At 64.4% G+C, this 24,184-nt stretch carries 21 protein-coding genes; 2 read left to right on the top strand and 19 right to left on the bottom strand.

Going from position 1 to position 24,184, the window contains the following annotated elements:
* Window positions 1–10: 10 nt before the first annotated feature.
* Together ABIB90_RS21255 and ABIB90_RS21250 are read right to left on the bottom strand one after the other, a co-directional pair.
* Window positions 11–1,567, bottom strand: a complete 1,557-nt coding sequence (locus ABIB90_RS21255) for a formate dehydrogenase beta subunit (RefSeq protein WP_354164397.1) — start codon at window positions 1,565–1,567, stop codon at window positions 11–13.
* Window positions 1,564–2,040 carry a formate dehydrogenase subunit gamma gene (locus ABIB90_RS21250; RefSeq protein WP_219680869.1) on the bottom strand — a complete coding sequence of 159 codons (477 nt, stop codon included), beginning with the start codon at window positions 2,038–2,040 and terminating at the stop codon, window positions 1,564–1,566. Before ABIB90_RS21250 ends, ABIB90_RS21255 begins: the two co-directional genes overlap by 4 nt.
* 222 nt (window positions 2,041–2,262) lie before the next feature.
* On the opposite strand from ABIB90_RS21250, the gene ABIB90_RS21245 reads away from it, so the two are divergent.
* Window positions 2,263–3,156 carry a LysR family transcriptional regulator gene (locus tag ABIB90_RS21245; RefSeq protein ID WP_007593359.1) on the top strand — a complete coding sequence of 298 codons (894 nt, stop codon included), beginning with the start codon at window positions 2,263–2,265 and terminating at the stop codon, window positions 3,154–3,156.
* A gap of 3 nt (window positions 3,157–3,159) precedes the next feature.
* On the opposite strand, the gene ABIB90_RS21240 is transcribed toward ABIB90_RS21245, so the two are convergent.
* From ABIB90_RS21240 to ABIB90_RS21175, 14 genes are all read right to left on the bottom strand, one after another.
* Window positions 3,160–5,490, bottom strand: coding sequence for a PAS domain-containing sensor histidine kinase (locus ABIB90_RS21240; RefSeq protein WP_354164402.1), 2,331 nt, complete (start codon window positions 5,488–5,490; stop codon window positions 3,160–3,162).
* Between the two features lie 227 nt (window positions 5,491–5,717).
* Window positions 5,718–7,091 (bottom strand): cation-efflux pump, encoded by a 1,374-nt coding sequence (locus ABIB90_RS21235; RefSeq protein WP_354164405.1) that lies wholly within the window; start codon window positions 7,089–7,091, stop codon window positions 5,718–5,720.
* A 211-nt stretch (window positions 7,092–7,302) separates the two neighbouring features.
* Complete coding sequence (locus ABIB90_RS21230) at window positions 7,303–8,274, bottom strand: quinone oxidoreductase family protein (protein ID WP_354164408.1); 972 nt, start codon at window positions 8,272–8,274, stop codon at window positions 7,303–7,305.
* Between the two features lie 25 nt (window positions 8,275–8,299).
* Window positions 8,300–9,295 (bottom strand): NAD(P)H-dependent flavin oxidoreductase, encoded by a 996-nt coding sequence (locus tag ABIB90_RS21225; protein ID WP_354201303.1) that lies wholly within the window; start codon window positions 9,293–9,295, stop codon window positions 8,300–8,302.
* Window positions 9,296–9,614: 319 nt separating this feature from the next.
* Complete coding sequence (locus tag ABIB90_RS21220; protein WP_354164415.1) at window positions 9,615–10,265, bottom strand: hypothetical protein; 651 nt, start codon at window positions 10,263–10,265, stop codon at window positions 9,615–9,617.
* Between the two features lie 69 nt (window positions 10,266–10,334).
* On the bottom strand, window positions 10,335–10,535 hold the full coding sequence (locus ABIB90_RS21215; protein ID WP_007608336.1) for a hypothetical protein: 201 nt from the start codon (window positions 10,533–10,535) through the stop codon (window positions 10,335–10,337).
* A 172-nt stretch (window positions 10,536–10,707) separates the two neighbouring features.
* Entirely contained in the window at window positions 10,708–11,424 is a 717-nt protein-coding gene (locus tag ABIB90_RS21210; protein ID WP_354164715.1) for a hypothetical protein, read from the bottom strand.
* A 61-nt stretch (window positions 11,425–11,485) separates the two neighbouring features.
* Window positions 11,486–12,892 carry a coiled-coil domain-containing protein gene (locus ABIB90_RS21205; protein WP_354164418.1) on the bottom strand — a complete coding sequence of 469 codons (1,407 nt, stop codon included), beginning with the start codon at window positions 12,890–12,892 and terminating at the stop codon, window positions 11,486–11,488.
* A 303-nt stretch (window positions 12,893–13,195) separates the two neighbouring features.
* Window positions 13,196–13,981, bottom strand: a complete 786-nt coding sequence (locus ABIB90_RS21200) for a fumarylacetoacetate hydrolase family protein (protein WP_354164421.1) — start codon at window positions 13,979–13,981, stop codon at window positions 13,196–13,198.
* Complete coding sequence (locus tag ABIB90_RS21195) at window positions 13,981–15,000, bottom strand: 2-dehydropantoate 2-reductase (protein ID WP_354164424.1); 1,020 nt, start codon at window positions 14,998–15,000, stop codon at window positions 13,981–13,983. The genes ABIB90_RS21200 and ABIB90_RS21195 overlap by 1 nt, the downstream gene beginning before the upstream one ends.
* Window positions 15,001–15,104: 104 nt before the next feature.
* Window positions 15,105–15,530 carry a CBS domain-containing protein gene (locus ABIB90_RS21190; protein WP_007593342.1) on the bottom strand — a complete coding sequence of 142 codons (426 nt, stop codon included), beginning with the start codon at window positions 15,528–15,530 and terminating at the stop codon, window positions 15,105–15,107.
* Between the two features lie 176 nt (window positions 15,531–15,706).
* Entirely contained in the window at window positions 15,707–17,029 is a 1,323-nt protein-coding gene (gene oxlT / locus ABIB90_RS21185; RefSeq protein ID WP_007593337.1) for an oxalate/formate MFS antiporter, read from the bottom strand.
* Between the two features lie 256 nt (window positions 17,030–17,285).
* A complete protein-coding gene (oxlT, locus tag ABIB90_RS21180; RefSeq protein ID WP_007593335.1) occupies window positions 17,286–18,572 on the bottom strand; it encodes an oxalate/formate MFS antiporter in 1,287 nt (428 codons plus the stop codon).
* 247 nt (window positions 18,573–18,819) lie between these two features.
* On the bottom strand, window positions 18,820–18,957 hold the full coding sequence (locus tag ABIB90_RS21175; protein ID WP_007593333.1) for a hypothetical protein: 138 nt from the start codon (window positions 18,955–18,957) through the stop codon (window positions 18,820–18,822).
* Window positions 18,958–19,237: 280 nt separating this feature from the next.
* Between ABIB90_RS21175 and ABIB90_RS21170 the strand changes: the two genes are divergently transcribed.
* Complete coding sequence (locus ABIB90_RS21170) at window positions 19,238–20,569, top strand: Hsp70 family protein (RefSeq protein WP_035995042.1); 1,332 nt, start codon at window positions 19,238–19,240, stop codon at window positions 20,567–20,569.
* 227 nt (window positions 20,570–20,796) lie between these two features.
* Here the strand turns inward: ABIB90_RS21170 and ABIB90_RS21165 are convergent, their stop codons facing one another.
* From ABIB90_RS21165 to pcaB, 3 genes are all read right to left on the bottom strand, one after another.
* Window positions 20,797–21,240 (bottom strand): SRPBCC family protein, encoded by a 444-nt coding sequence (locus ABIB90_RS21165; protein WP_007593330.1) that lies wholly within the window; start codon window positions 21,238–21,240, stop codon window positions 20,797–20,799.
* 262 nt (window positions 21,241–21,502) lie between these two features.
* A complete protein-coding gene (locus tag ABIB90_RS21160) occupies window positions 21,503–22,441 on the bottom strand; it encodes a tripartite tricarboxylate transporter substrate-binding protein (protein ID WP_354164432.1) in 939 nt (312 codons plus the stop codon).
* Window positions 22,442–22,498: 57 nt separating this feature from the next.
* On the bottom strand, window positions 22,499–23,902 hold the full coding sequence (pcaB, locus tag ABIB90_RS21155) for a 3-carboxy-cis,cis-muconate cycloisomerase (RefSeq protein ID WP_354164435.1): 1,404 nt from the start codon (window positions 23,900–23,902) through the stop codon (window positions 22,499–22,501).
* Window positions 23,903–24,184: the final 282 nt, after the last annotated feature.

Here is a 24,184-nt window from a genome sequence, read left to right as displayed (position 1 = left end):
TGTCGTTCTCCTATTCCGCGGCCTGAAGCGTGGTCGGGGCCGGGACGAAATCCTCCCGGAAGTGCTTCAATGCGCTGAGCACGGGGTAGGGTGTGAAGCCGCCGAGGGCGCAGAGTGAGCCGAATTTCATGGTGTTGCAGAGGTCTTCGACGAGTGCGAGGTTTTCGCTCACGCGCTCGCCGTTGATGATCTTCTCGATCGTCTCGACGCCGCGGGTCGAGCCGATCCGGCACGGCGTGCACTTGCCGCAGGATTCGATGGCGCAGAATTCCATGGCGAAACGCGCCTGCTTGCGCATGTCGACGCTATCGTCGAACACGACGATTCCGCCATGGCCGATCAGGCCATCGCGCGCGGCGAAGGCCTCGTAGTCGAACGGGGTGTCGAACAGCGCGCGCGGGAAGTAGGCGCCCAAGGGACCGCCGACCTGCACCGCGCGGATTGGGCGGCCCGTGAACGTGCCGCCGCCGATGTCGTCGACGAGCTCGCCGAGAGTGACGCCGAACGCCGTCTCGAACAGCCCGCCGTGGCGGATGTTGCCGGCGAGCTGGATCGGCATCGTACCGCGCGAGCGACCCATGCCGAAATCGGCATAGGCCTTGGCGCCTTCGGCCAGGATGAAGGGAATGGCGGCGAACGACAGCACGTTGTTGATGACGGTCGGCTTGCCGAACAAGCCGTGATGGGCGGGCAGTGGCGGCTTTGCGCGCACGAGGCCACGACGGCCTTCGAGGCTTTCCAGCAGCGAGGTCTCTTCACCGCAAACGTAAGCGCCGGCGCCGACGCGGACCTCGAGATCGAAGCTGTACGTGGAACCACCGATGTTCGCGCCGAGATAGCCGCCGCGCTTGGCAGCCTGGATGGCCGCATTCATCGCCTCGACGGCGTGCGGATATTCGCTGCGGATGTAGATGTAACCCTTGGTCGCGCCGACGGTGATGCCGGCGATCGTCATGCCCTCGATGACGAGGAAGGGATCGCCTTCCATGATCATGCGGTCGGCGAAGGTGCCGCTGTCGCCTTCGTCGGCGTTGCAGACGATGAATTTGCGATCCGCATTCGCCTGCGCGACCGTCTTCCATTTGATGCCGGTCGGGAAGCCCGCGCCGCCGCGGCCGCGCAGGCCCGATGCAGTGACCTCGGTGAGGATCGCATCCGAGCCGAGCGAGAGCGCGCGCTCCAGGCCCTTGTAGCCGCCATGGGCACGGTAGTCGTCGAGCGAGCGCGGGTCGATCACGCCGCAGCGCGCGAATGTCAGGCGGGTCTGGCGCTTGAGCCAGGGGATCTCGTCGGTGGCCCCAAGCCGCAGCAGATGCGGCGTGTTGCTCGCGAGTGCGTCGAGCAGGGAGGGCACATCGGTCTCGGTCACGGGGCCGAACGCGATCCGGCCCTGCGGCGTCGCGACCTCGACCAGTGGCTCGAGCCAGTACAGGCCGCGCGAGCCGGTCCTGACGATCTCGACGGCAATGCCACGCTTGGCTGCAGCCTGCTCCAGCGCCAGCGCGACCTCGTCGGCGCCGGCCGCAAGCGCACCGGCATCGCGAGAGACATATAGACGGATGCTCATCGCTGCGCCTCTGCAACGAGAGCATCGATACGCTTCTCGTCGAGCCGGCCAATCAGCCGACCGTCAAGCATCGCGGACGGCGCGGTTGCACACAGTCCGAGGCAGTAGATCGGCTCCAGCGTGACGCGATCATCGGCCGTGGTGTGGCCGAGCGACACGCCGAGCTTTGCCTCCGCACGCGCAGCCAGCGCGTCGCCGCCCGCCGCCTGACAGGCCTCCGCGCGGCAGAGTTTCAGCACATGGCGGCCGGCCGGCTTGTGGCGAAAATCATGGTAGAACGTGAACACGCCATGCACTTCGGCGCGCGACAGATTGAGCGCGTGCGCCACCATAGGAATGGCTGCCGCCGGCACGTAGCCGAACGCATCCTGGAGCGCGTGCAGCATCACGAGCGTCGCGCCTTCCTGCTTGCTGTGTTCGGCGATGATCTCGGCGCCGCGCGTTTCGTCCCAAGGCTCGTAAACCGCTGTCATTCTTCGTTCTCGACCGGAGCGTCTGCTGATCGCAAACTATTTGGAATCGTTCGAAGATCAATAAAGCTGTCTCATGCTGCGATTGCGGATTCCGATCGATTTGCGATGGCAATCACTCGATTTGAAATTGCGATTGGAGCCGTCCACCGGGCGGTTTTTGCGTGTTGGAAGGGGGAGGGCATGCTAGCTTGCATGCCGCCACACGATCGGAGGGGATGACGGTTGCTCGACAAGCTTGAACTGCTGCTGGCGCTGGCGAAGGAACGGCATTTCGGCCGGGCCGCCGAAATGTGCGGCGTGACGCAACCGACGATGTCGACCGGGCTGAAGCAGCTCGAGGAGATCCTCGGCGTGATGCTGGTCCAGCGCGGCTCCCGCTTCCAGGGTTTTACGCCGGAAGGCGAGCGGGCGCTGGATTGGGCGCGGCGCATCGTCGGCGATGCCCGCGCGATGCGTGACGAGATCAACGGGCTGAAGCATCAGCTCTCGGGCGAGATCCGTATTGCCGCAATCCCGACCGTGCTCGGTATGGTCGCTGCGCTGACGACGCCGTTCCGCGCCAGGCATCCCGAGGTGCGCTTCAGTATCCGCTCCACGACCTCGTCCGAGGTGCTGGGGTTGCTCGAGAATCTCGAGGTGGATGCGGGGCTGACCTATATCGAGAACGAGCCGATCGGCAAAGTGCGCACCATTCCGCTCTATAACGAGAGCTATCGCCTGCTCACCGCGCCGGATGGAATGTTCGGCGATCGCGAGACAGTGACGTGGAAGGAGGTCGGGCAGGTGCCGCTGTGCCTGCTGACACCCGACATGCAGAACCGCCGCATCATCGACCGCGCGTTGCGCTCCGTCGGCGCGGAGGCGACGCCGACCTTGACCTCGAATTCGCTGCTCGTGCTGTTTACCCATGTGAAGACGGGGCGCTGGGCCAGTGTGATGCCGGCCAAGCTGGCCGAGACGCTCGGCCTGTCCGACACCGTGCGCTCGATCCCGATCACCGATCCCGATGTCAATTACAGCATCGGCATGGTGATCCCGCAGCGTGATCCGATGACGCCGCTGATCGCTGCGCTGGTCAATGTCGCGCGGGAAGTCGCGCCGTCGCTGCAATCGTAGCCATCAGGCCGCAGCCGATATTCCTGACGCCGACTTCATCGCGTCGCGGGGCAGGGTGACGCGCACGACGGTGCCGACCTCCAGCTTTGAGCGCAGCCGCATCGAGCCGCCATGAAGCTGCGCCAGCGAGCGGGCGATCGCCAGCCCCAGTCCCGAGCCGTGATAGGTCTTGGTGAGCTGGCTCTCGACCTGCTCGAAGGGGCGGCCGAGCCGCGCCAGCGAATGCGGCGCGATGCCGATACCGGTGTCGGCGATCATCAGCACGATCCTGTCGTCGAGCTGCCGGCTGCGCACCACGATACGTCCGCCGTCGGGCGTGAACTTCACGGCGTTGGAGAGCAAATTGACGATGATCTGCTTGGTGGCGCGGCGGTCGGCGACGACGGAGATGGATTTCGCGATGTCGGCGTCGAGCGTCAGGTGCTTGTCCTGTGCCCGGCCGGTGACGACCCGCAGGGATTCCGCCAGCGTCTGCGCCAGGTCGAGCTCTTCCATGTCGAGCTTCATGCGGCCGGCCTCGATCTTGGACATGTCGAGGATGTCGTTGATGACTTCGAGCAGGTAATGCCCGCTGGTTAGGATGTCGTGGCAGTATTCCTGGTACTTCTCCGAGCCGAGCTCGCCGAACATGCCCGAGCCCATGATCTCGGAGAAGCCGATGATCGCGTTCAGCGGCGTGCGCAGCTCGTGGCTCATATTGGCGAGGAATTTCGACTTGGTCTGGTTGGCTTCCTCGGCGCGGGTCTTCTCGCGCTGATATTTCTCGGCGAGATCGGCCAGTTCGCCCGCCTGGCGCTCCAGGGCTGCCTGCGAGCGCTTGAGGTCGATGACGGTGGCGCGCAGGCGTAGATCGTTGTCGACCAGCTTCTGCTCGTGCTCCTTGATGCGGGTGATGTCGGTGCCGACCGAGACGTAGCCGCCGTCCTTGGTGCGGCGCTCGCTGATGTGCAGCCAGCTGCCGTCGTCGAGCTGCGCCTCGAAGGTACGCGCGCCCGGGCCCTGGCTCGCAGTCTCGTTGTGCCGGGTGCGGACTTCGGGCATGCGGCCGACCTCGAGCACCGTCTCGTAGGAGGTGCCGGGGATGACGGCGGAGTCGGGCAGCTTGTGCAGGCGCTGGAAGTGCGAATTGCAGAGCACCAGGCGGTCGCTCGCATCCCACAGCACGAAGGCTTCCGGAATGGTCTCGATCGCGTCGCGCAGGCGCAAATCGGCTTCCACGGTCCGCTCGGCGAGGCTCTTCTGCTCGGTGATGTCGACGGCGATCCCGATCAGGTGAACGCTGGAGTCGGTCGCGCCGCTGGTCTTTTCGCAGCGGACGCGCAGCCAGATCCAGTGGCCGTCGACATGCTGCATGCGGAAGGTCTGGTCGATGTGGTCGATCTTCTCGGAGATGAGCTGGTCGGCGATCTCGAACAGATCGATGTCGTCGGACTTCACCAGCGCGTTGACCTCGCCGAAGGTGAGGAGCTCGTTGCGGCCGTCGAGGCCGAGCATCGAAAACATTGACTGCGACCAGAAGATGCGGCCGCGCGACAGGTCCCAGTCCCACAGCCCGCAGCGGCCGCGGTTGAGCGCGGTGTCGATGCGGCCGCGCACGGCGTCGTTGATCAGGTCGCCCTCGCGCGCACGGGTGGACTGCCAGTGGAAGGCGAAGCCGAGGATCAGGACCACGAAGCCGGTGGTGGCCGACAGCGTCACCGACAGCGCGGCGTCCGAGCCCCAGATCGGCTCGTTGCGCTCCTGGATCACGGTGACGAAGCCGGGCAGCGACTTGATCTGCCGCGAGGTCGCCATTGCAGCGTTGCCGTTCGGCAGCGTCATGTCGGAGATGCTGCCGTCGCGCGGGGGCGCCGCCAGCAGTTGCGCCGTCGTGATTGCGTCGAGCAGGCGGTCGTTGCCCGAGGGATCGCTGTCGACCGGGATGCGGGCGAGGATGCGGCGGTCGAGTCCGGCCGAGGTGACGATGACGTGGCGGCCCGAGGCGGTGCCCCAGGATGGAATGAGATCGGGCAGCAGCGCCGGCAGGCTCTCGATGTTCTTCAGCCGCTCCTGTCGCGCGGAGGTCAGGCGGTCGATACGCTCGGCGAGCAGGTCGGCGAGCGCCGAGATGTCGTGGCGGATCACCAGCCGCTTCTGGCGTGTCTGGTCGACGACCTGCACGAATGCGCCAAGACAGATCGTGATCAGGAACGCGATGATGAGCGTCGGCACGGCGCGGCGCAGCGCAGGCTCCGCGATCAGGAGCCGATGATAGGCAGGTTTCGCGATCGATTGCGCCAATCCTTTGATCGAATCGGATTGGACGCACGCGTTCGCGGCGTCTGCACGCGACATGCCTAAAGCCCCCTGGAAACCTGCTTGCAACTTGAGTTCGGAAGCAGCCCCACATCGCTTCCGAATCATGGTCGATTTGAATCCAGATTTGGCGGGCTGTCGAGAGTCAACGAATCGTTAACGCGAATTTATTCTTATCCAACGCGCAGTTTGTGCGTCGCGCGTCCGCAAACTTACGTGCGCGGCGAGTCCGAAACGGGAACGTGTGACTCCTCGCACATTCTCTGTCACGCGCGCGGCGGTTCGGCGTGACTGATGACGCGCTTCACGCTCGGGAACGCGCGCCGCAACGCGCGCTCGATCGCATCGACATGCTCGTGCACCCTGATCACGCTCATCGACGGCTCGGCACGGCAGTGGAAGTTGACGATCTCGCCGGCTTCGGTGTTGCGGACGCGGACATTGTGGATGTCGTGGATCTCGCCGCCGGCGGCATATTCCGTCAGGGCGGCCGCAATGACCCGCACCCGTTCCGGTTCGGCGTCGACCCCGAACGGCAGTTCCGGTTCGAGCGGCTCGATGTGGACGTCGACCTCGACGTCCGCGCCGAACTCTTCCTGGATGTTGCGTTCCAGGGTGTTGGCTATGTCATGGGCGGCATCGAGCTGCATCCCGGCGTCGACCTCGAGGTCGATGCTGACGATCAGCTTGGCGCCGAGGTCGTGCACCGTGACGTGGTGGATGGCGAGGCCCGAATTGTGGGAGATGACCATGATGCGGTCGCGCACGGTCTCGTTGTCGCGCGCCACGGGGACTGCGGTGAAGGTGAGGTCGGTATCGCCGAACGCCTTCTCGACGGCTGCTTGCGCGCTGCGCTTGATGTCCTCGACCCGGTCGATGGGGTAAGTCCGCGGCACCTTTGCGATCGTGTCGATAAATGTGGTGGCCCCGACCATGCGCACGCGGAGCCGCTCGACGTCGATCACACCCGGTACGCTGCGGATCGCGGCCGTGGCCGTCTCATGCGCGCCTTCCGGAGCGCGGTCCACCAGCGTCTGCACGGTCGTGCCGGCCATGCGCAGGCCGAGCAGGGCGATCATGACGGCCACCGCGGCGGCGGCCGCCGCGTCGCCCCACCAGAAGCCGAGGCCGGCGAGGATCAGGCCCACGATCACGGCGAACGAGCCCATCACGTCGGAGGCGAAATGCAGCGCATCGGCGGCGAGCGCCTGGCTCCTGGTCTCCCGCGCGGCACGGTGCAGGGCGCGGGCGCGCCACAGATTGACGGCGATGTCGATCACCAGCACCACGAACGGCACGGCCGAAATGGTCGGCGGCGCGGTTCCCTCGCGCAGCCGGCTGTAGGACTCCACCAGGATGCCGCCGGCGAGCACATAGAGAAGGGCGGTGACGCCCAGCGCCGAGACGCTTTCGAGCTTGCCGTGGCCGTAATGATGCTCCTCATCCGCCGGCTTGTCGGATACCCGCACCACCGCCCAGGTGATGATGGTCGCGACCAGGTCGATCGACGAATGCAGCGCCTCCGAGATCAGCGCCAGCGAGCCGATCGCGATCCCGACCGCGAACTTGGCCGCCGCCATGCCGCCACTGGCGAAGATCGAGATCGCTGCGACCGAGGTCTTGTTATGTTGGGAGCTCATGGCGGGGGATTTAGCAGCCTGTGACTGAACATCAAGCGACGATCCACAGGCGTAGACGCTAGTGAGTTGCAGGAGCGATGCCCCCCCTGGTTTTGTAGGGTGGGCAAAGGCGCGGAGCGCCGTGCCCACCATCTTTCGGGGACGCTGACACATTGTGGGCACGCTTCGCTTTGCCCACCCTACGAGACCGAGGTCTTTGGCCCCTCGAATGTTAAGGCAGCGTCACGACGATCTTGCCGAGATGCTTGTTGGCCTCCATGTGCTCGAACGCCTTATCGATGTCGTCGAAAGCGAACACCTTGTCGATCGGCAGCTGCAGTTTTCGTGACTCGACCGCGCCCCAGATGTCCTTCTTGACCTCGTCGAAGATCTCACGGATCTCCGCGATGGTGCGGGTGCGGAAGGTGACGCCGACATAGTCGATGCGGCGCGCCGCGTGCAGGTCGAAGTTGAAATCGGCATGGGTGCCGCCGAGCCGGCCGACATTGACAATGCGGCCTTTTACCTTCGTCGCGGCGAGGTTCTGGCTCGCGACCTTGCCCGAGACCTGGTCCACGATGAGGTCGACACCTTCGCCGTTCGTCGCCTTCAGCACCTCGTCGACCCATGTGGGGTCGGAGGAATCGACCGCGAGGTCGGCGCCATACTCCTTCATTCGGCCGCGGCGAGCCGCATCGGTCGAGGAGCCAATCACCAGCCTGGCGCCCTTGAGTTTCGCGATCTGCATCGCCATCAGGCCGACGCCGGAGCTTGCGCCCTGGATCAGGACGGCTTGCCCGGGCTGCACGCCGCCGATGGTGACGACGGCGTTGTGCATGGTCGCGAGTGCGACGGGCAGGGTGGCGGCTTCCTCGAAGTTCATGTTCGAGGGCGCGCGGAACAGCCGGCCGTGATCGGCCAGCGTGTATTCGGCAAACGCCGCGCCGCCCGAACCCATGATGCGGTCGCCGACCTTGACGCCTTTGGCATCCGGTCCAAGCGCGGCGACCTCGCCGGCCCATTCCATGCCGAGCACGGTCCCAGCACCGCCGGCCGCGCCATGGGCGTGGCCCTTGCGCATGCCGGTGTCGGCGCGATTGAGGCCACAGGCGCGGACGCGGACCAGCACCTGCGTGCCTTCAGGCCTTGGTTGAGCGACGTCGGAAATCGTAGCGCCACCAGGGCCGTAGACATAAGCCTTCATGAATTGCTCTCGCTTCTTGCAGTGATTATTCCGCGGCCTGCGCTGTCGGATGAACGATCATGCCTTCGAGCCGGCTGCGGATGATCGCCTCCGCTTCGCGCACGATGCGGGAGATCAGTTCGGCGCAGGTCGGGATGTCCTGGATCAGGCCCTGGACCTGGCCCGCCGACCAGATGCCTTCGTCCGAGTTGCCGGTCGCGTAGACCATCTTGCCGCGGGCGCCCGCGACAAGCTCGCGGATGTCCTCGAACTTGGCGCCTTCCTTCTCCATCGCAACGACCTTGGTCGAGATCTCGTTCCTGGCGACGCGGGAGGTGTTGCGCATGGTGCGGAAGATCAGCTCGGTCTCGCGCTCGTCATTGGCGACGATCTTCTCCTTGATGAGCTGATGAATGGGGCTCTCTTTCGTCGCCATAAAGCGGGTGCCCATGTTGATGCCTTCCGCGCCCAGCGCCAGTGCGGCGACGAGGCCGCGGGCGTCGGCAAAGCCGCCGGAGGCGATCATCGGGATCTTGATCTTGTTGGCGGCGGCCGGGATCAGGATCAGGCCGGGGGTGTCGTCCTCGCCGGGATGGCCGGCGCATTCGAACCCGTCGATCGAGATGGCGTCGACGCCCATGCGCTCGGCCGAAAGCCCGTGACGGACGCTGGTGCATTTGTGCACGACCTTGACGCCGTGCTTCCTGAACTCGTCGACATGCTCCTGCGGCTTGTTGCCGGCGGTCTCGACCACCATGATGCCGCTCTCGATGATGGCGGCGCGATATTCGGCATAAGGCGGCGGCTTGATCGCGGGCAGGATGGTGAGGTTGACGCCAAACGGCTTGTCGGTGAGATCGCGGCAGCGGGCGATCTCCTTCCGGAGATCCTCCGGCGTGGGCTGGGTCAGCGCCGTGATGAAGCCGAGCGCTCCGGCATTGGCGACGGCGGCGACCAGCTCGGCGCGCCCGACCCATTGCATGCCGCCCTGGACGATCGGGTGCTCGACACCGATGAGCTTGGTGAACCGTGTCTGCAGCATGATGCGTTTCCCCCGCCTGCATGGCAGGCTCAGTTATCGGTTGATGGCGGCAGGATGCCGCCAGGGTCGGGAAATGTCTATTGCGCCGGCGTGCGATGGGGGCGGGGCGAGCATGCGGGAGGCGAGGGGATTCCGCGGGGCGGATAATTGGGACGAGCCGCGGCGTGACGGCGCAGGCTTTTCCCTCAAACGCCGTTGTCATGCCCCGGCTTGACCGGGGCATCCAGTACGCCGCGGCGTCCCGGCTCTAGCCTCGCTGTCTCTGGAATACTGGATTGCCTGCTTTCGCGGGCAATGACACTGAGTATGGAGCGAAGAACTACTCCGTCGACAGCCGCACCATCTGGCGGCCGCCGTTCATTTCCTTGAGGCTGTTGACGAAGTTTTCGGGGCGCTGCCAGCGGTAGGGGACCTTCAATCCCATGTACTCGGCGATGTCGCCGATGAAGCCGGTGCAATTGGTGGTCTCGGCGTTCCAGACCGGCGAACTCGCCTGCAATTTCTTGATATAGGCAAACACGCGCTTCGCGTCGGCTTCGTTCAGATAGACGCGGTAGTTCGCGGTCAAATAGTCCGGGTCGAGATCGCCGTAGCTCGCGCCGGTCTCCGCCGGCACCCAGGTGAGGTGACCGAGCACATAGGCCCAGGTGTCGCCGGCGGGCGTGAGCCCTGCCACCTCGACGGCGCGCTCGCTGGTCTTGCCGTACCAGACGAACGCGTGGCCCCAGCTCGCGGCCGTGCGGGCGCGGAAATCGACGTAGTACGGACCTTTCTCCGCGCGCGCGACTGCGCGCCGCGTCGTTTGCGGCGCCGGCCGTGATGCGGTCTCGGTCGTGGCAAGCGCGTTTGCCTCAGCAACGCGCTTGTTCGCTTCGTGGGCGGAGGCCGAGGGTGTCGTGCACGCGAGCATGGCCGCGAGCGCGAATCCCGCAAGGATGCAGGGTCCCGATCGATCAGGTTTGTTCGTCACGCTACGCCCCTCGACTGTCGGCCACTCACGCAGAGTCAACGCTTGCTTCTGCGCGTATTTCGCTGCGCGTCAGTAGCGCGCCGCGACGGGGCCGGGCGCCTTGCCGATCGGGGCCTTTCCAACCGGGCTCTTGCCAATCGGCATCTTGCCGATCGGCGCCTGCTCGGAATAGACGGGAACGGGCTGGCGGCGCGGCAGATCCGCAGCATTCGCAACCGTCACCAGAGCAAGCGTAGCACCCACGACAAATACAATCTTCTTCACAGTCATACCCCTAGAAGGTTTGGTCCAAACACGGCACCGCCGTGCCCCCAGACACGCCTCACAGAAGGGCGGCCGAATGCGACCACAGTGCGGCATCCGCGCGACATGTTGGCGGCATCTGCCGGGCGCGCCGAAATGTGATGTGTCTGAATGTTTCGCCCTCGCGCCGCTCGTTCGCTCAGTGATCGGCGCTGAGGCGGAAATGCATCTCGATCTTCGCCGGTGAGGGGTCGCCCGCCACGCGCCAGGGTGAAAAGCCAGGGGTGGGATCAGGATCGGAGGGGAGATCGATCGGCCAGCTCTGCGTCGGCGAACCCGGAAGCGTCAGGCTAACGGCGCGATGACGCGTTTTGTACGACAACGACGTGGAGGCAATGATCGCTTTGCGCTCGCCTTCATGCGCGCGCCAGTTCGGAGGCAAATCGGCATTGGCATTCCCGGTCGCTTCCTCGACCTCGATGTGCACATCCTCCGCCTTGTCCGGCAGCGTCATGCCAGCGGGAAGGCGAAACTCGATGTGGAGCGTCATGTAGCCGTGACTGAGATAGGGCGAGCGGATGAGTTCGTACCAGCCCCAATAGCCAAGGATTGCCGCGATGAGTAGAACAGTGAGAGCAAAGGGTGCGGAGAGCCGCGTGGTGCGGTGAGGCGTGGTGTCGGAGGTTTCCGCGGGCGGCTGTGGCGTTGCATTCCGGACCAGGCCGAAGCGCACGAACAGCCAGATGCCGGCGATCAGGCCAACCACACCGCCGATCGGACCGATGTCGAAGAAGGCGCCCATGGCGATGCCGCCATCGCGGTCTGGCCCGGCCAGCGCGATCACCAGTGCGGCAAGGGCGAACCAGCCGGCGAGCGCGCCGAGCAGGGCGGAGAGGAGGCCGAGGATCAAGCGCATGTCCGGATTGGTCGCGCGGATGGGGATCGCGGTTCGAACCATCCCGCGGGATTGATGGCCTTCACCCGATCCGGTTGAGGCTGTTCCGGATCGTCGAGAAGATGCCGCCGATGTCTTTTCGCAAGCCGTCGAGCGCGTTGAAATTGTCGAAGATGCGGGCGATGCGGTCTTCGACCTCGCGCTTGCTCTTGGTCAGCGCGTCGACGCGCGAGGCGAGGGTGACGTCGCCGCTCGCCTCAATCTCGCCGACGGTTTTGGCGAGGAGATCGCGCGTGGTACCGACGTCCGCGATCATGGCTTCGATTCCGAATACGGGCGCCTTCAGCGGGACGAGGTCAGCCTGCGACTTCGACAGCTCCGCCTTGAAGGCGTTCAGCGTCGCCAGCGTTTCCTGTAACGCGCCGAGGCGCTGGCGCGACTGGAGCACAAAATCGTTCAGCGCATTCTGGCGGTCGACAAGCGTCTTGCCCTCGGCGTCGGTCTCGACACCGGCGAGCGAGCGCTCGAGCTGGGCCTGGCGCTGGCCGAGCTCTTCGAAATCGAGCCCGATGCTTTTTAGGATGTGGAAGCTGTCGTCGATGCGGGCCAGGCGCTGCTCGATCTCGATCTTGTTCTTCGACAGGGTCTCGACGCGGGCGCCGAGAGGGGCTTCGCCGCCGGTTTCGAGCTCGTCGACGCTCTTGGCGAGGCGCTCATGACCGAGGCTCAGCTCGCCGATCAAGGCATTGAGGCCGGCGTCCGACGCGCGCAACGGCACCAGCTCGGCGTGGGACTTCGCCAGATCTTCCTTGTACTGGTTCAGGGTTGCAAAGGTGTCCTGGACCCTGCCGACCCGCGACAGCAGCGTCGATACATCGCGCGCGATATCCTTCAGCCGGTCGGCGAGGTTGTTCTTGCGGTCGTCGGTCTCGAGGTCGTGCAGCGAGCGTTCGAGCTGATTCTGGCGGTCGCGGATTTCGGTGAAAACCGGCTCGACCGCGCGGCGCTGCTCGGCGACCTTGCCGACCATGTCGCGCAGTTCCTGCTGGCGGCGGCGGATTTCGGCGAGCTGGTCGTGCATGTCGGTGGATTCGTTGCGGCCGCGCTGCAGCAGGGCCCGCTGCTCGGTCTCGCCCAGCTTGTCGTGCAGGGCGGAGACGGCCTCCCGGGGATCGCTCTCGATCAGGTGCTGGACGGTGGCATCGAGGTGGTTCTGCAGGGCGTGGGCGACGACGACATCCTCGCGGGTCTTCTTGAGGCGGTCGCGCAATGTGTCGAGGCGCCGGTCCTGGCGCGAGAGCCGCCAGGCGGAGGCGCCGATCAATGCCAGCGCCAGGGCCAGGATCGCGCCGGTCGCAATGCGCTGCGGGACAGGCAGGCCTCCGAACCAGGCAGGCAGGTGGCCGATATCGTAACCGAGCGCCTGCTGGGCGAAGATCGCAATGGCAGTGAGCAGAACAAACCAGGCAACCAGGAAAAACAGCCACATCGTGACTTCCTCACGCCGGCACACATTATCGCCATAATTGCTATTGGAGAGCGGAACCGAGATCAAGGGCGGCGGAGGCTTGCCGGACAGGTCCAGGCGCACGATCCACGGCTGAATGCGTCAGCCGATCGGTGGAGCGCGGGTGTGGAAGTTGCCGGGTTTTCCTCCGCGGGGGGCGCTGGCTCCCTCCGCCGTCATTCCGGGACCCGCGCAGCGCGAGCCCGGAATCCGTTGAACTGCAGTCTCTACCGCCCAATGGATTCCGGGCTCGGCGCTGCCCGCGCCCCGGAACGACAGAGTGCCCTACAGCCGAAACTCGTTGGTCAGCTCGCCGATGCCCTCGATCGCGACGGTTACCGTGTTCACCGGCTCTTTCATCACGCCGACGCCGACCGAGGTGCCGACGGCAATGAGGTCCCCGGGGAGCAGGGTCATGTCATGGGAGATCCTGCTGACCAGCTCCTGCGCGGTGAAGATCATGTCCGATATCGGATAGTTCTGCCGCTCCGCGCCGTTGAGGATGGTGCGCACCACCAGCTTTGCCGGATCGAGACCGGTGGCGATGACGGGGCCGAACGGGCCGTAATCGTCGATGCCCTTGGCCCGTGCCCATTGCGGGAAAGTGGGATCGCTGGTCAGGATGTCGTTGGCGGTGATGTCGTTGACGCAGGTGTAGCCGAAGATGAAGCCGTCCGCTTCCGCCGGCGACACCCGGGCGCAGGTCTTGCCGATGACGATGCCGAGCTCGCCTTCATAGGTGGTCTTGCCGTCGTAATAAGAGGGACGGCGGATCACTGCGCCTGGCGTCGTGATGCTGGTGGTGGCCTTCAGGAGGTAGAGCGGCTCCGGCGGCTCGGGCTGGTTGAGCTTGGCCGCGAGCGCGTGAAAATTGTTCCAGAGCGCGACGATCTTGCTGGGCACGCAGGGCGCGAGCAGTTCGACCTCCGACAGCGCCAGCGTTTTGCCGGTGGCTGCATGGCGGCCGAACATGTCGCCCTCATGCACGCTGATGCCCGACGAATTCAGCGTGCCGAAGCCGGTCGTACCGCTCTTGCGGAAGCGGAGCCAATGTTTGATCTCGCCAGCCATCACGCCACCGCCAGTGCGCGCGGATCCGATGGCGTCGAGATGCCGTCGTAGAGACCGGCGATGCGGGCGCGCTGGGTCACCATCGCCAGCACGGAATCGAGCGCGGGGGTGGCGACGCCGGTGAGGCGGCCCATCTCCTGCACGACGGTGACGAGCGGGTCGATCTCCATCGGGCGGCCCCGCTCGAGATCCTGGAGCATCGAGGTCTTGTGCGCGCCGACCTTGCGGGCGCCTTCGATGCGGCGCTCGACGTCGACGCGGAATTTGACGCCGAACGTCTCGGCGATGCCTTGCGTCTCCATCATGATCGCGCGCGACAGCGCGCGAGTGGCCGGATCGGTGCAGATCACGTCGAGTGTTGCATGGGTGAGTGCGCTGATCGGGTTGAAGCAGACATTGCCCCACAACTTGAGCCAGATCTCGTCGCGAATGCGGTCGAGCACCGGCGCTTTCAGCCCGGCTGCGACGAAGAGATCGGCGAGGCGTTGCACGTCCGGGGTGGTCTCGCCGGAGGGCTCCCCGAGCGGAAAGTTGTTGCCGTAGACGTGACGGATCACGCCGGGCGCCTCGATCTCGGTGGCGGGATAGACGATGCAGCCGATGGCGCGCTCGGCGCCGATTTCGCGCCACTGCCGTCCGCCGGGGTCGATGCTCTCCAGCGTCGAATTCTCGTATTGGCCGCCATGCTTGTAGAAGTACCAATAGGGGATGCCGTTGACGGCAGTGACGATGCGGGTGTGGGGGCCGAGCAGCGGCTGCATCGTCTCGATCACGCCGGTGATCGAGTGCGCCTTCAGCGTGATGATGATGTAGTCCTGCACGCCGAGCTCGGCCGGATCGTCGGTGCAGCGCGGATGCACGGTGTACTGCTCCTCGCCCGCGAGCAGCGTCAGGCCGTGCTCGCGCATCGCGGCAAGGTGCGCGCCGCGTGCGACCAGGCTGACGTCGGCGCCCGCGCGCGCGAGCTGAACGCCGAGGTATCCGCCGATTGCTCCGGCGCCGTAGATGCAGATCTTCATGGAATCCTCGCGAAGCAGCGGAAGCCGGATTTCGGGACGAAAGATCCGGTCCGGCTCGGAAGGCTCCGAGCCGGGTCCGGTAGTCGCAGGGGAAGTGAGGCGCTTTAAGCTGCTTGCGGCGTGCCGTTGATCGCTTCGTCCATGAAGGACGCGATGTCACGCATGCTGATGACCGAGACGAGGCTGTAATCGTCGATGACGGGCAGGTGCCGGATGTGATTCCGGTTCATGAGATGGCGGACGTGCTCGATCGTGTCGCTCGACGTGCAGGATACGAGCTGCTGCACCGAGACGAGCTGCGAGACCTTGACGTTGACGGCATTGGCGCCGTGCTCGGCGACGGCGCGCACGACGTCGCGCTCGGTGAACATGCCGACCGCGGTATTGCCCTCGGAGCGGACCACGTCCTTCACCACCAGTGCGCTGATATTGTTGGCGCGCATCAGCTTGGCGGCGATACCCACGGTTTCGTTCATTCGCACCGTGACAACGCGCGGTGTCTTCTTGCGCAGAATGTCTCCGACCAGCATTGCAACCTCCTTGGGTGAATGATGAAGCAAGTGTGGTATACATAATGCCAATCGTCAAGCACTCGATTTGGCTCATCCGAAAAATCTTGCGGCAGCAATGCTGACGTTTGCCGTAAGCCAAAAAGAAAGGGGCGCATCGCTGCGCCCCTGTCTCACCCGTGCAAGATGCGTGTTCGTTATGCCGTCTCGGTCTTGGCGTTCCCCGTCGCGGCGTTGGCGCTCTCGGCTTCCTTGCCGAGGATGAAGGAGCGGCGCATCGGCTTGATCACGAATAGCGCCATCAGCGCCGCCGTCGCGTTCAGTGCCACCGCGACCACGAACACGGCCTTCCAGCCATACGTGGCCGAGATCACGCTGGCGAGCGGAACGAGCAGGGACGCCGTTCCCTTCGCCGTGTAGAGCATGCCGTTATTGGTGGTTGCGAACTTCGAGCCGAAGGTGTCGCCGCAGGTCGCCGGGAATAACGAGTAGATCTCGCCGAACACGCCGAAATAGACCGCGGTGGCGAGCACGAAGACGACCGGCACGTGGCCATAGGCCGACAGCGTCAGCAGCATCAGCGCGGCGGTGCCGAAGGCGATGAACATAGTGTGCTCGCGGCCGATCGTGTCGGAGACGAAGCCGAAGAAGGGCCGTCCGAAACCGTCGAAGATGCGGTCGAGCGAGATCGCGAACGTCAATGCCGCCATCTGGAAGCCGGCGAGCGTGACCGGCGTGTCGGCGATCTTGAAGTCGTGCGCGATCGGGGCGATCTGCGCCGCGGTCATCAGGCCGCCGGAGGCGACCATGACGAAAACGAGATACATCACCCAGAAAATAGGGGCGCGCAGCACCTGGGGCGGGGTGAAGTCGATCTTGGTCTGCGGCAGATTGAGCTGCTTCTTCTTCGGCGGGATCGAAATCCGCGGCGGCTGGATGAAGAAGGCGAGCACGAAGACGATGACGCCCTGGCCGATGCCGAAGGTGAGGAAGGCGTGCTGATAACCGCTCGTTGCGATCATGGCGGCGATCGGCACGACGGTGAGTGCAGCGCCTGCGCCGAAACCGGCGGCAGTCGCACCGGCCGCAAGGCCCCGGCGATCGGGAAACCATTTCAGCGCGTTGCCGACGCAGGTGCCGTACACCGCGCCCGCGCCCATGCCGCCGATGATCGCGGCCGCGTAGAGCAAGGTGAGGCTATCGGCATAGGAGTTGAGAATCCACGACAGCGCGATCATGACGCCGCCGAACATGATGACGATGCGCGGGCCGTATTTGTCGACGAACCAGGCCTCGATCGGCACCAGCCAGGTTTCGGTGACGACGAAGATGGTGAAAGCGAGCTGGATCGCGGCGCGTCCCCAATGGTGCGCGTGATCGATCGGATCGACGAACAGCGTCCAGCCGTATTGCAGGTTGGCGATCATCGCCATGCAGACGATGCCCATGACCAGCTGGAGCCAACGGAAACCTGTGCGAAGAGGCGCGGCTGTGACAGCGCCATCGGTGCTGGAAATCATCAAAAACCTCCCGAGCGCCTGTCTGGTTCGGCACCGGTCACAAGATGACCTGATGTCGCAATATTGTGGCTTATCGTCGCAAGCGCGATCGCGAGCTTGGTATACCATATTCCAGATTGCAAGCCTTATCTTGGCGGGCCGGCGACAAAATGCGAGTTCCGTTTGCAGCACGGCGGGATCGCGGAAGCTTCGCGCAAAACGAAAACGCCCGGCCGCGAGGCCGGGTGTCTTGCGCGAGAAGGGCTTTTAGAGGGCGTCAGACGGTCGATTGCGCGACCACGACCTTGCGCCAGGGCTTGAGCACTGCGATCGCCAGCGCCGAGGCCAGGATGTTGGCGCCGGCCGCGATGATGAACACGTTGTCCCAACTGCCCGACGACTGCTGCATGTAATTGCCGATCGGGACCAGCAGCGCGGCCGTCCCCTTCGCGGTGTAGAGCAGGCCGGCATTGGTAGTCGCGAACTTGGCGCCGAACGTATCGGTACAGGTCGAGGGGAACAACGAGTAGATCTCACCCCAGGCGAAGAACACGAAGCCCGAGAGCAGCACGAACCAGAGCGGGTCGTGGCCCCAGAGGTAGAGCATCCAGATGCCGATACCTTCCATCCCGAAAGCGATGAACATCGTGTTCTCGCGGCCGATCATGTCGGAGATCCAGCCGAAGAACGGACGCGTCAGGCCGTTGAGCACGCGGTCGATCGTGGCCGCGAAGGTCACAGCGGTCATCGTCACCGCCATCAACGTGACCGGCACGTTGTCGATCTTCCAGTCGGCCGCGATCGGCTTCAGATTGGCCGTCACCATCAGGCCGCCGGCGCCGACGATCACGAACATGAAGTACATCAGCCAGAAGATCGGCTGACGCAGCACTTCGGTCGGCTGATAGTTGCGGCGGCTCTGTTGCAGATTGGCGTTCGCCACCACGCTGGGCACCTGGCCTGCCTTCGGCGCCAGCAGGAAGAAGGCGAGAATGCAGATGATGATGCCTTGTCCGAGGCCGAAATAGAGGAAGGTGGTCTGGAAACCGCTGTCCTTGATCATGGCCTGGATCGGCGCGACGGTCAGCGCGGAGCCTGCACCGAAGCCCGCGGCGGTGATGCCCGCGGCAAGACCGCGCTTGTCCGGAAACCACTTCAAGGCGTTGCCGACGCAGGTGCCGTAGACGCCGCCGGCGCCGATGCCTGCGATGATCATGCCGAGATAATAGCCGTTGAGCGTGGTCGCCTCCGCGTTGATCGCCCAGCCGGCGGCACAGAGCACGCCGCCGACCAGCACCACGATGCGCGGACCGTATTTGTCGACGAACCATCCTTCGATCGGCACGAGCCAGGTCTCGAACAGCACGAACAGTGTAAAGGCCCATTGGATCGACGCGCGATCCCAGCCGAATTTCTTCTGGATGTCGGGGACGAAGAACGTCCAGCCATATTGATAGTTGGCGATCATCACCATCGCCGCGACGCCAACCGCCAATTGCGTCCAGCGATACGTGTCGCTAACGCGCGCGGCTGTCGGGGCGGTTGCTTGCACCATGTCCGTCATAAAGCCTCCCGTGGCGCCTCTCATTTTTCTGCGAGCGCTGGAACGGCATTCTTGTATGCATTATGCCAAGCTTCAAGCGCTGGTCCGGTCACCGTGCGCAAATGCCGCAGCACCTTGCCCGGTGGCGGCTGTGACTCAGGACAGCACAAGTAGAAATGGCCCCGTCATCCGGGGCCATTCATCAAAAGTCGTATGCGAACCGATTTAAAACCGTGCCGCTGCGCGGCGGCGCGGGAGGCTGCCCGGCTTACAGGCCGAAGCGCGGCAGGTCGCCATTGTGATTCGAGATCTCGGCGCTCGCCATCAGGAGGCGGTCGATCGTGGCCATCAAGCGGGCGAACAGCGAGGATGAGGGCGCGAGAGCGACGGAAGCGGTCTTGGACATCGAAAATCCCTTTCTTGAGACGGTCAGTGCTGCTGTCTCATTTCGAAGGGCAATCTATGTATACCAGATGCCAATGTCTATGCATGCCATTGCATAGCAGCATTTAGCTCTTCGCATTGCAGCATAATAATCCGTTAAATGGGCCGATTTGAGCGGGGATATGCCCAAACCCCGCCGAAACTGAACCATTTGACCGTCGATGTCCAAAAACGGAGCCTTGGCAGCGGCACACGAAGCCGCTAGTGGTCTGCCCCCTTCCAATCATCTGTCAGAGTGGTTCATGTCGAGCGCCTCGCCCGCCGTCTCGATCGGCATCGATTTTGGGACCAGCAACACGGTCGTGGCCCTTGCGGCGGACGACCGCCGGGTCGAGGCCATCCGCTTCGACCATGGCGGACAGCGCCACAGTGTCTTCGTATCGGCGCTGTGTTTCTGGGAGGACCGGCCGGGAGCCGGCGCCCAGGCCGAAGGCGGCCCGTGGGCGATCGAGCAGTTCCTGGAAGGACGGCATGTCTACCGCTTCCTCCAGTCGTTCAAGACCTTCGCCGCGAGCTCCAGCTTCAACACCACCCAGGTGTTCCGGCAGCGCTACAAGTTCGAGGACATTTTGGCGGCGTTCCTGCGGACGCTGGCGCGCCATGGCGGCGATAAATTCGGCTTCGAGACGTCCACCATCACGGTCGGTCGCCCCGTCCGCTTCGCCGGCGGCAATCCTGACGAGGCGCTCGCGATGCAGCGCTACCGGGCCGCGTTCGAGCGCCTTGGCGCCGGCCACGCGCGCTATGTCTACGAACCCGTGGGCGCAGCGTTCTCCTTCGCTCGCCGCCTGGAGCGGGATGCGACCGTGCTGGTTGCGGATTTCGGGGGCGGTACCAGCGATTTCTCCGTGATGCGGTTCTCGCGTGCCGGCGGCGCCTTGCGCGCCGAGCCGCTCGGCCATGCCGGCATCGGGATTGCGGGCGACACGTTCGATTACCGCATCGTCGATCACGTCGTCTCGCCGCGGCTGGGCAAGGGCTCGAGCTTCCGCTCGTTCGACAAGGTGCTGCCGATCCCCACCGGCCACTACACCAATCTCGCGCGCTGGCATCAGCTTGCGATGATGAAGAGCAACGGCGACCTGCGCGAACTCCGGGAGCTTGCGCGCACCGCGGTGAAGCCGGCTCTGCTCGAGGATTTCATCACCATCGTCGATCTCGACCTCGGCTTTTCGTTGTACCGCGCGGTATCCGACGCCAAGGTCGCGCTGTCGGCGCAGGATCAGGTGGAGTTCCGCTTCAAAGGCGGCGGGGTCGACATTGGCTCGACCATCACGCGGAAGAATTTCGAAGCCTGGATTGCCGACGATATCGCGAGGCTCGGGGCCACCGTCGACAAGGTGCTTGGCGAAGCCGGCATCACCGCGCGCGAGATCGAAAAGGTATTTCTGACCGGCGGCACGTCCTTCGTGCCGGCCGTTCGAAAACTGTTCGCCGAGCGGTTCGGCAACGAACGGCTGATGTCGGGCGATCAGTTCGAGTCGATCGCCTACGGCCTTGCTTTGATCGGACACAGCCCGGACCCCGACCGCTGGACCGCAAGCGGCGGGATTGCGCCGAAGGCAGGGGCGTAGGCTCGCTGAGATGACACTCGATCGCTGGTCCCGTTCGTGAGCTGGCCATCGCATTTGGCGACCATTTCGGCGGCCCATCCTTCGAGACGCCCGCCTTTGGCGGGCCCTCAGGATGAGGTCGGAGTATGTGGCCGCAGTCTCGACGAGCACTGTTGCCGCTAGCCTCATTCTGAGGAGACCGCGGAGCGGTCGTCTCGAAGGACGAGGCGCTCGCTCTACCTCAGACGCTATTGCTTGATCTCAGGCTCGACGAGCTTCGCCAGATTGCGCAGCGATTCCTGCCAGCCGAGATAACAAGCCTCCGGCGGGATGACGTCGGGGATGCCGGCCTGCGTGATATCCAGCTCAGTGCCGACGGATACCTTCTTCAGGATCACGGTGACCTGGATTTCGCCGGGCAGATTGGGGTCGTCGAACCTGTCGGTGTAGCGGAGACGTTCGCCGGGAACGAGCTCGAGATATTCGCCGCCGAAGGCGTGGCTGTTGCCCGTCGTGAAGTTACGGAACGACATCTTGAACGTGCCCCCGACCTTCGGCTCGAAATGATGGACCGTGCAGGTGAAGCCGTTCGGCGGAAGCCATTTCGCCAGCGCATCCGCCTCCAGGAAGGCGCGATAGACTTTCTCCGGGCTGGTCGTCAAAACGCGGTGCAGGCGGACAGTGCTGGGCATGATCATCTTCCTCATGAATCGCCGGGCTCGACGTCAGCGTCTATTGCCCATTCATGTCTAGATGACGGATCAGATACCGCCGATCCGACAGGGCGTCTCGATTTTTTTGATGGATGATTGGCAGACTGCCGCCACGTCGTGCGGCGTCATGGTGAATGCGAGATTGTAGCCGGGGATCGTCGGATTGTTCCGCCCGCCTGCGGCTGATGCGCCGACGGCGAAAGCTGGCCGGCGATCACGCGCTCGACTGCATCGGTCGCACTTATTGATCGAGTCGAATCTGCGCGGTTTTGACGATGTCCTGCCAGCGCGCGATCTCTTCGGTCATCCGTCGCTTGAGCGGTTCGGGGCCTCGCTGGTCCGGCGGTGGCAGGATCAAGCCTACCAGTTCGAGCCGTCTCCGCACGCCGTCATCGTCGAGCGCTGCGCGAAGCGCATCCGAGAACCGGTCGCGAATGGCGTCAGGCGCGCCTTTCGGCAGGTAGAACGCGAACCAGCTCGATGCGACAAACTGTGGAAGCCCTGCTTCCCTGGCCGTCGGTGTCTCCGGCAATTGCGGAACCCGCGCTGCGGCCGAAACGGTCAGGAAACGCAGATTGTTGTCACCCAGGAAGGGAAGAACGTCGCCCAACAATCCACAACTGAAGTCGCTGCGGCCGGCGATCAGGTCGGTCATCGCCAGTGCTGATCCCCGATATGGCACCTCGACCGGCTTGAATCCGATCACGGAGGTGAACAGCAGACAGCTGATGTGGCTGATCGAACCGACACCCGCATGGGCCAAGGTGAGGTCCGGGCCGCGCGCCTTGGCGATCGCGATGAACGACGCCATGCTGTCCGCGCCAAGGTCGCGGCGAGCGACGACGAGGATCGGCGTTTCCGCGACCAGGCCAATCGGCGTGAAATCAACCAGCGGGTCGTAACGCAGATTCGGATACAGCGCGACCGATGCCGCATGCGTCCCGACGTGACCGCTGACGAGCGTATAACCGTCGGGCGCGCTTTTTGCGACGCGCGCTGAGCCGGTCGTGCCGCCCGCCCCGGCGATGTTCTCGACAATGATCGGCTGCCCGAGTTTTCGCGACATGTGTTCGGACACGATCCGGCTCATCACGTCATTCGGGCCGCCAGCCGCGAACGGGACGATCAACGTGATCGGCCGTGATGGGAAGGGCGACTCGGCATGTGCCGCATTCAACATTGACAGCATCGCAGCTGCGAGGAGGGCCGTATGCTTGCGTTTCAGAATCATATGGCCTCACTCCGCATCAGGGGCGTCGTCTTGCGCAGCACTGGCCGGTCGATCGGCACAGGCCGCGAGGACACGATCGACCTCACGGGCGGACAGGCCGATGTATCGAGCCGGGTCCGCAGCCGCCTCGATCTCATGCAGGGCGATGTGGGCCGTCACGGCCGGATCGCGCGAAAGGCTCTGGGCCAATGTCAGGCCCGAAGCGATCGCGTGCGTGCATGCCGCGCTCACCATCTCGTGCGCATGATGGCGCCCGACGTATGGAGCCAGCGCCATCATGACGGCCTCGGCGGCGATGAGACCCTGTGTCCGCCCGAGATTGGCCTGCATCGCATCGGGTCTGACGACCAGTCCGCCGCAGAGGCGAACAGCGTTGTCCAAGGCCCGGGAGACCAGTACGAATGCTTCCGGCAGCAGCGACCATTCGGCCTGCCACGGTCCCGTCGCCCGTTCATGGTCGTGGACCGAAGCGTCGAGCATGGCGCTCGCGAGCCGGCGCAACGACAGTCCGGTGCTGAGAATCTGCTCACAGATGATTGGGTTGCGCTTGTGCGGCATGGTGCTGGAGGCGCCGTGGCCCTGGCCGCCTGGCTCCAGCACTTCGCCGACCTCAGTCTGCGCCATCAACACGACATCGGTCGCGATCTTGCTCAAGGTCGCGGAGATCAGCCCAAGCAGGCAAACCGTCTCGGCCAAACTATCGCGCGCGGCGTGCCATGCCACCAGAGGTTCGCCGAGTTCGAGTTCGCTGGCCAACGCAGCGCGCACGCTGTCGCCATTGTCGCCGAGTGATGCGAAAGTGCCGACCGCACCGCCGAACTGGACCTGGAGGACTCTTGGTTTGAGTTCGGCGAGACGTTGCCTGTGGCGCAGCAGGCCCGACAGCCAGACGGAAACCTTGAATCCGAAGGTGATCGGAATCGCGTGTTGAAGTTTCGTCCTGCCGACCATGGGCGTATCGCGGTGGGTACGGGCCAGATCCGCAAGCGTCGATATCAGGCGCTCCAGATCGCGGTGGATGAGCTCGAGCGCGTCGCGGATCTGCACCACGAGCGCGGTGTCCATGATGTCCTGACTCGTGGCGCCCCAATGGACGAATTCGCCATGGGGGTTGCCGGTGAGTCGGATCAACTGCTCGACCAGATTCACGACCGGCAAACCAGCGCGCAAAGTTCCCGCCGCCAATTCGTCGAGGTCGAGTAGTTCAGCACGTGCAGCGGAGGCGATCGCAGCAGCAGCCTCGGCAGGAATCACACCGAGCTGCGCTTGAACCTTCGCCAGCGCGACCTCGACCAGAAGCATGGACTCAAGCGAATTGCGCTCACCGAAAATGGTGCGCATCGGGGCGGTGCTGAAAATATCGGCGAGGTGGCGGCTGCTGAAGACCGTTCCGGGCTCGAAACTCAGCATGGCCGTATCGCGATCATGGATGAGCGAACGCGCGCGCGTTCAAACCAGTCGGCAAGCCTCAATCCGAGCTCATGAATGCCGACTCTTACCTTGCGGGCGCATGGCGACGTCCGAGTAAAAAATAGCCGCATCGGTCGGTATCGGTCCCTCCGTCGTCGCGCTCCATTGCGCGCCGTACGGCTTGGCATCGATCAAGCCTAGATTACCCCCTCGTTTTGTAAAAATGCATTATTGCGATACATGCGTTCTGAATTGGAGAACGCGTCGAGCGCCCCCATGAAT

Origin of the sequence: Bradyrhizobium sp. JR4.1 (assembly GCF_040548605.1) — a bacterium.
In the GTDB taxonomy this organism is placed as follows: Bacteria; Pseudomonadota; Alphaproteobacteria; order Rhizobiales; family Xanthobacteraceae; genus Bradyrhizobium; species Bradyrhizobium canariense.
Note: the sequence above shows the minus strand (reverse complement) of the source record. Positions and strands in the feature narration are given on the sequence as shown.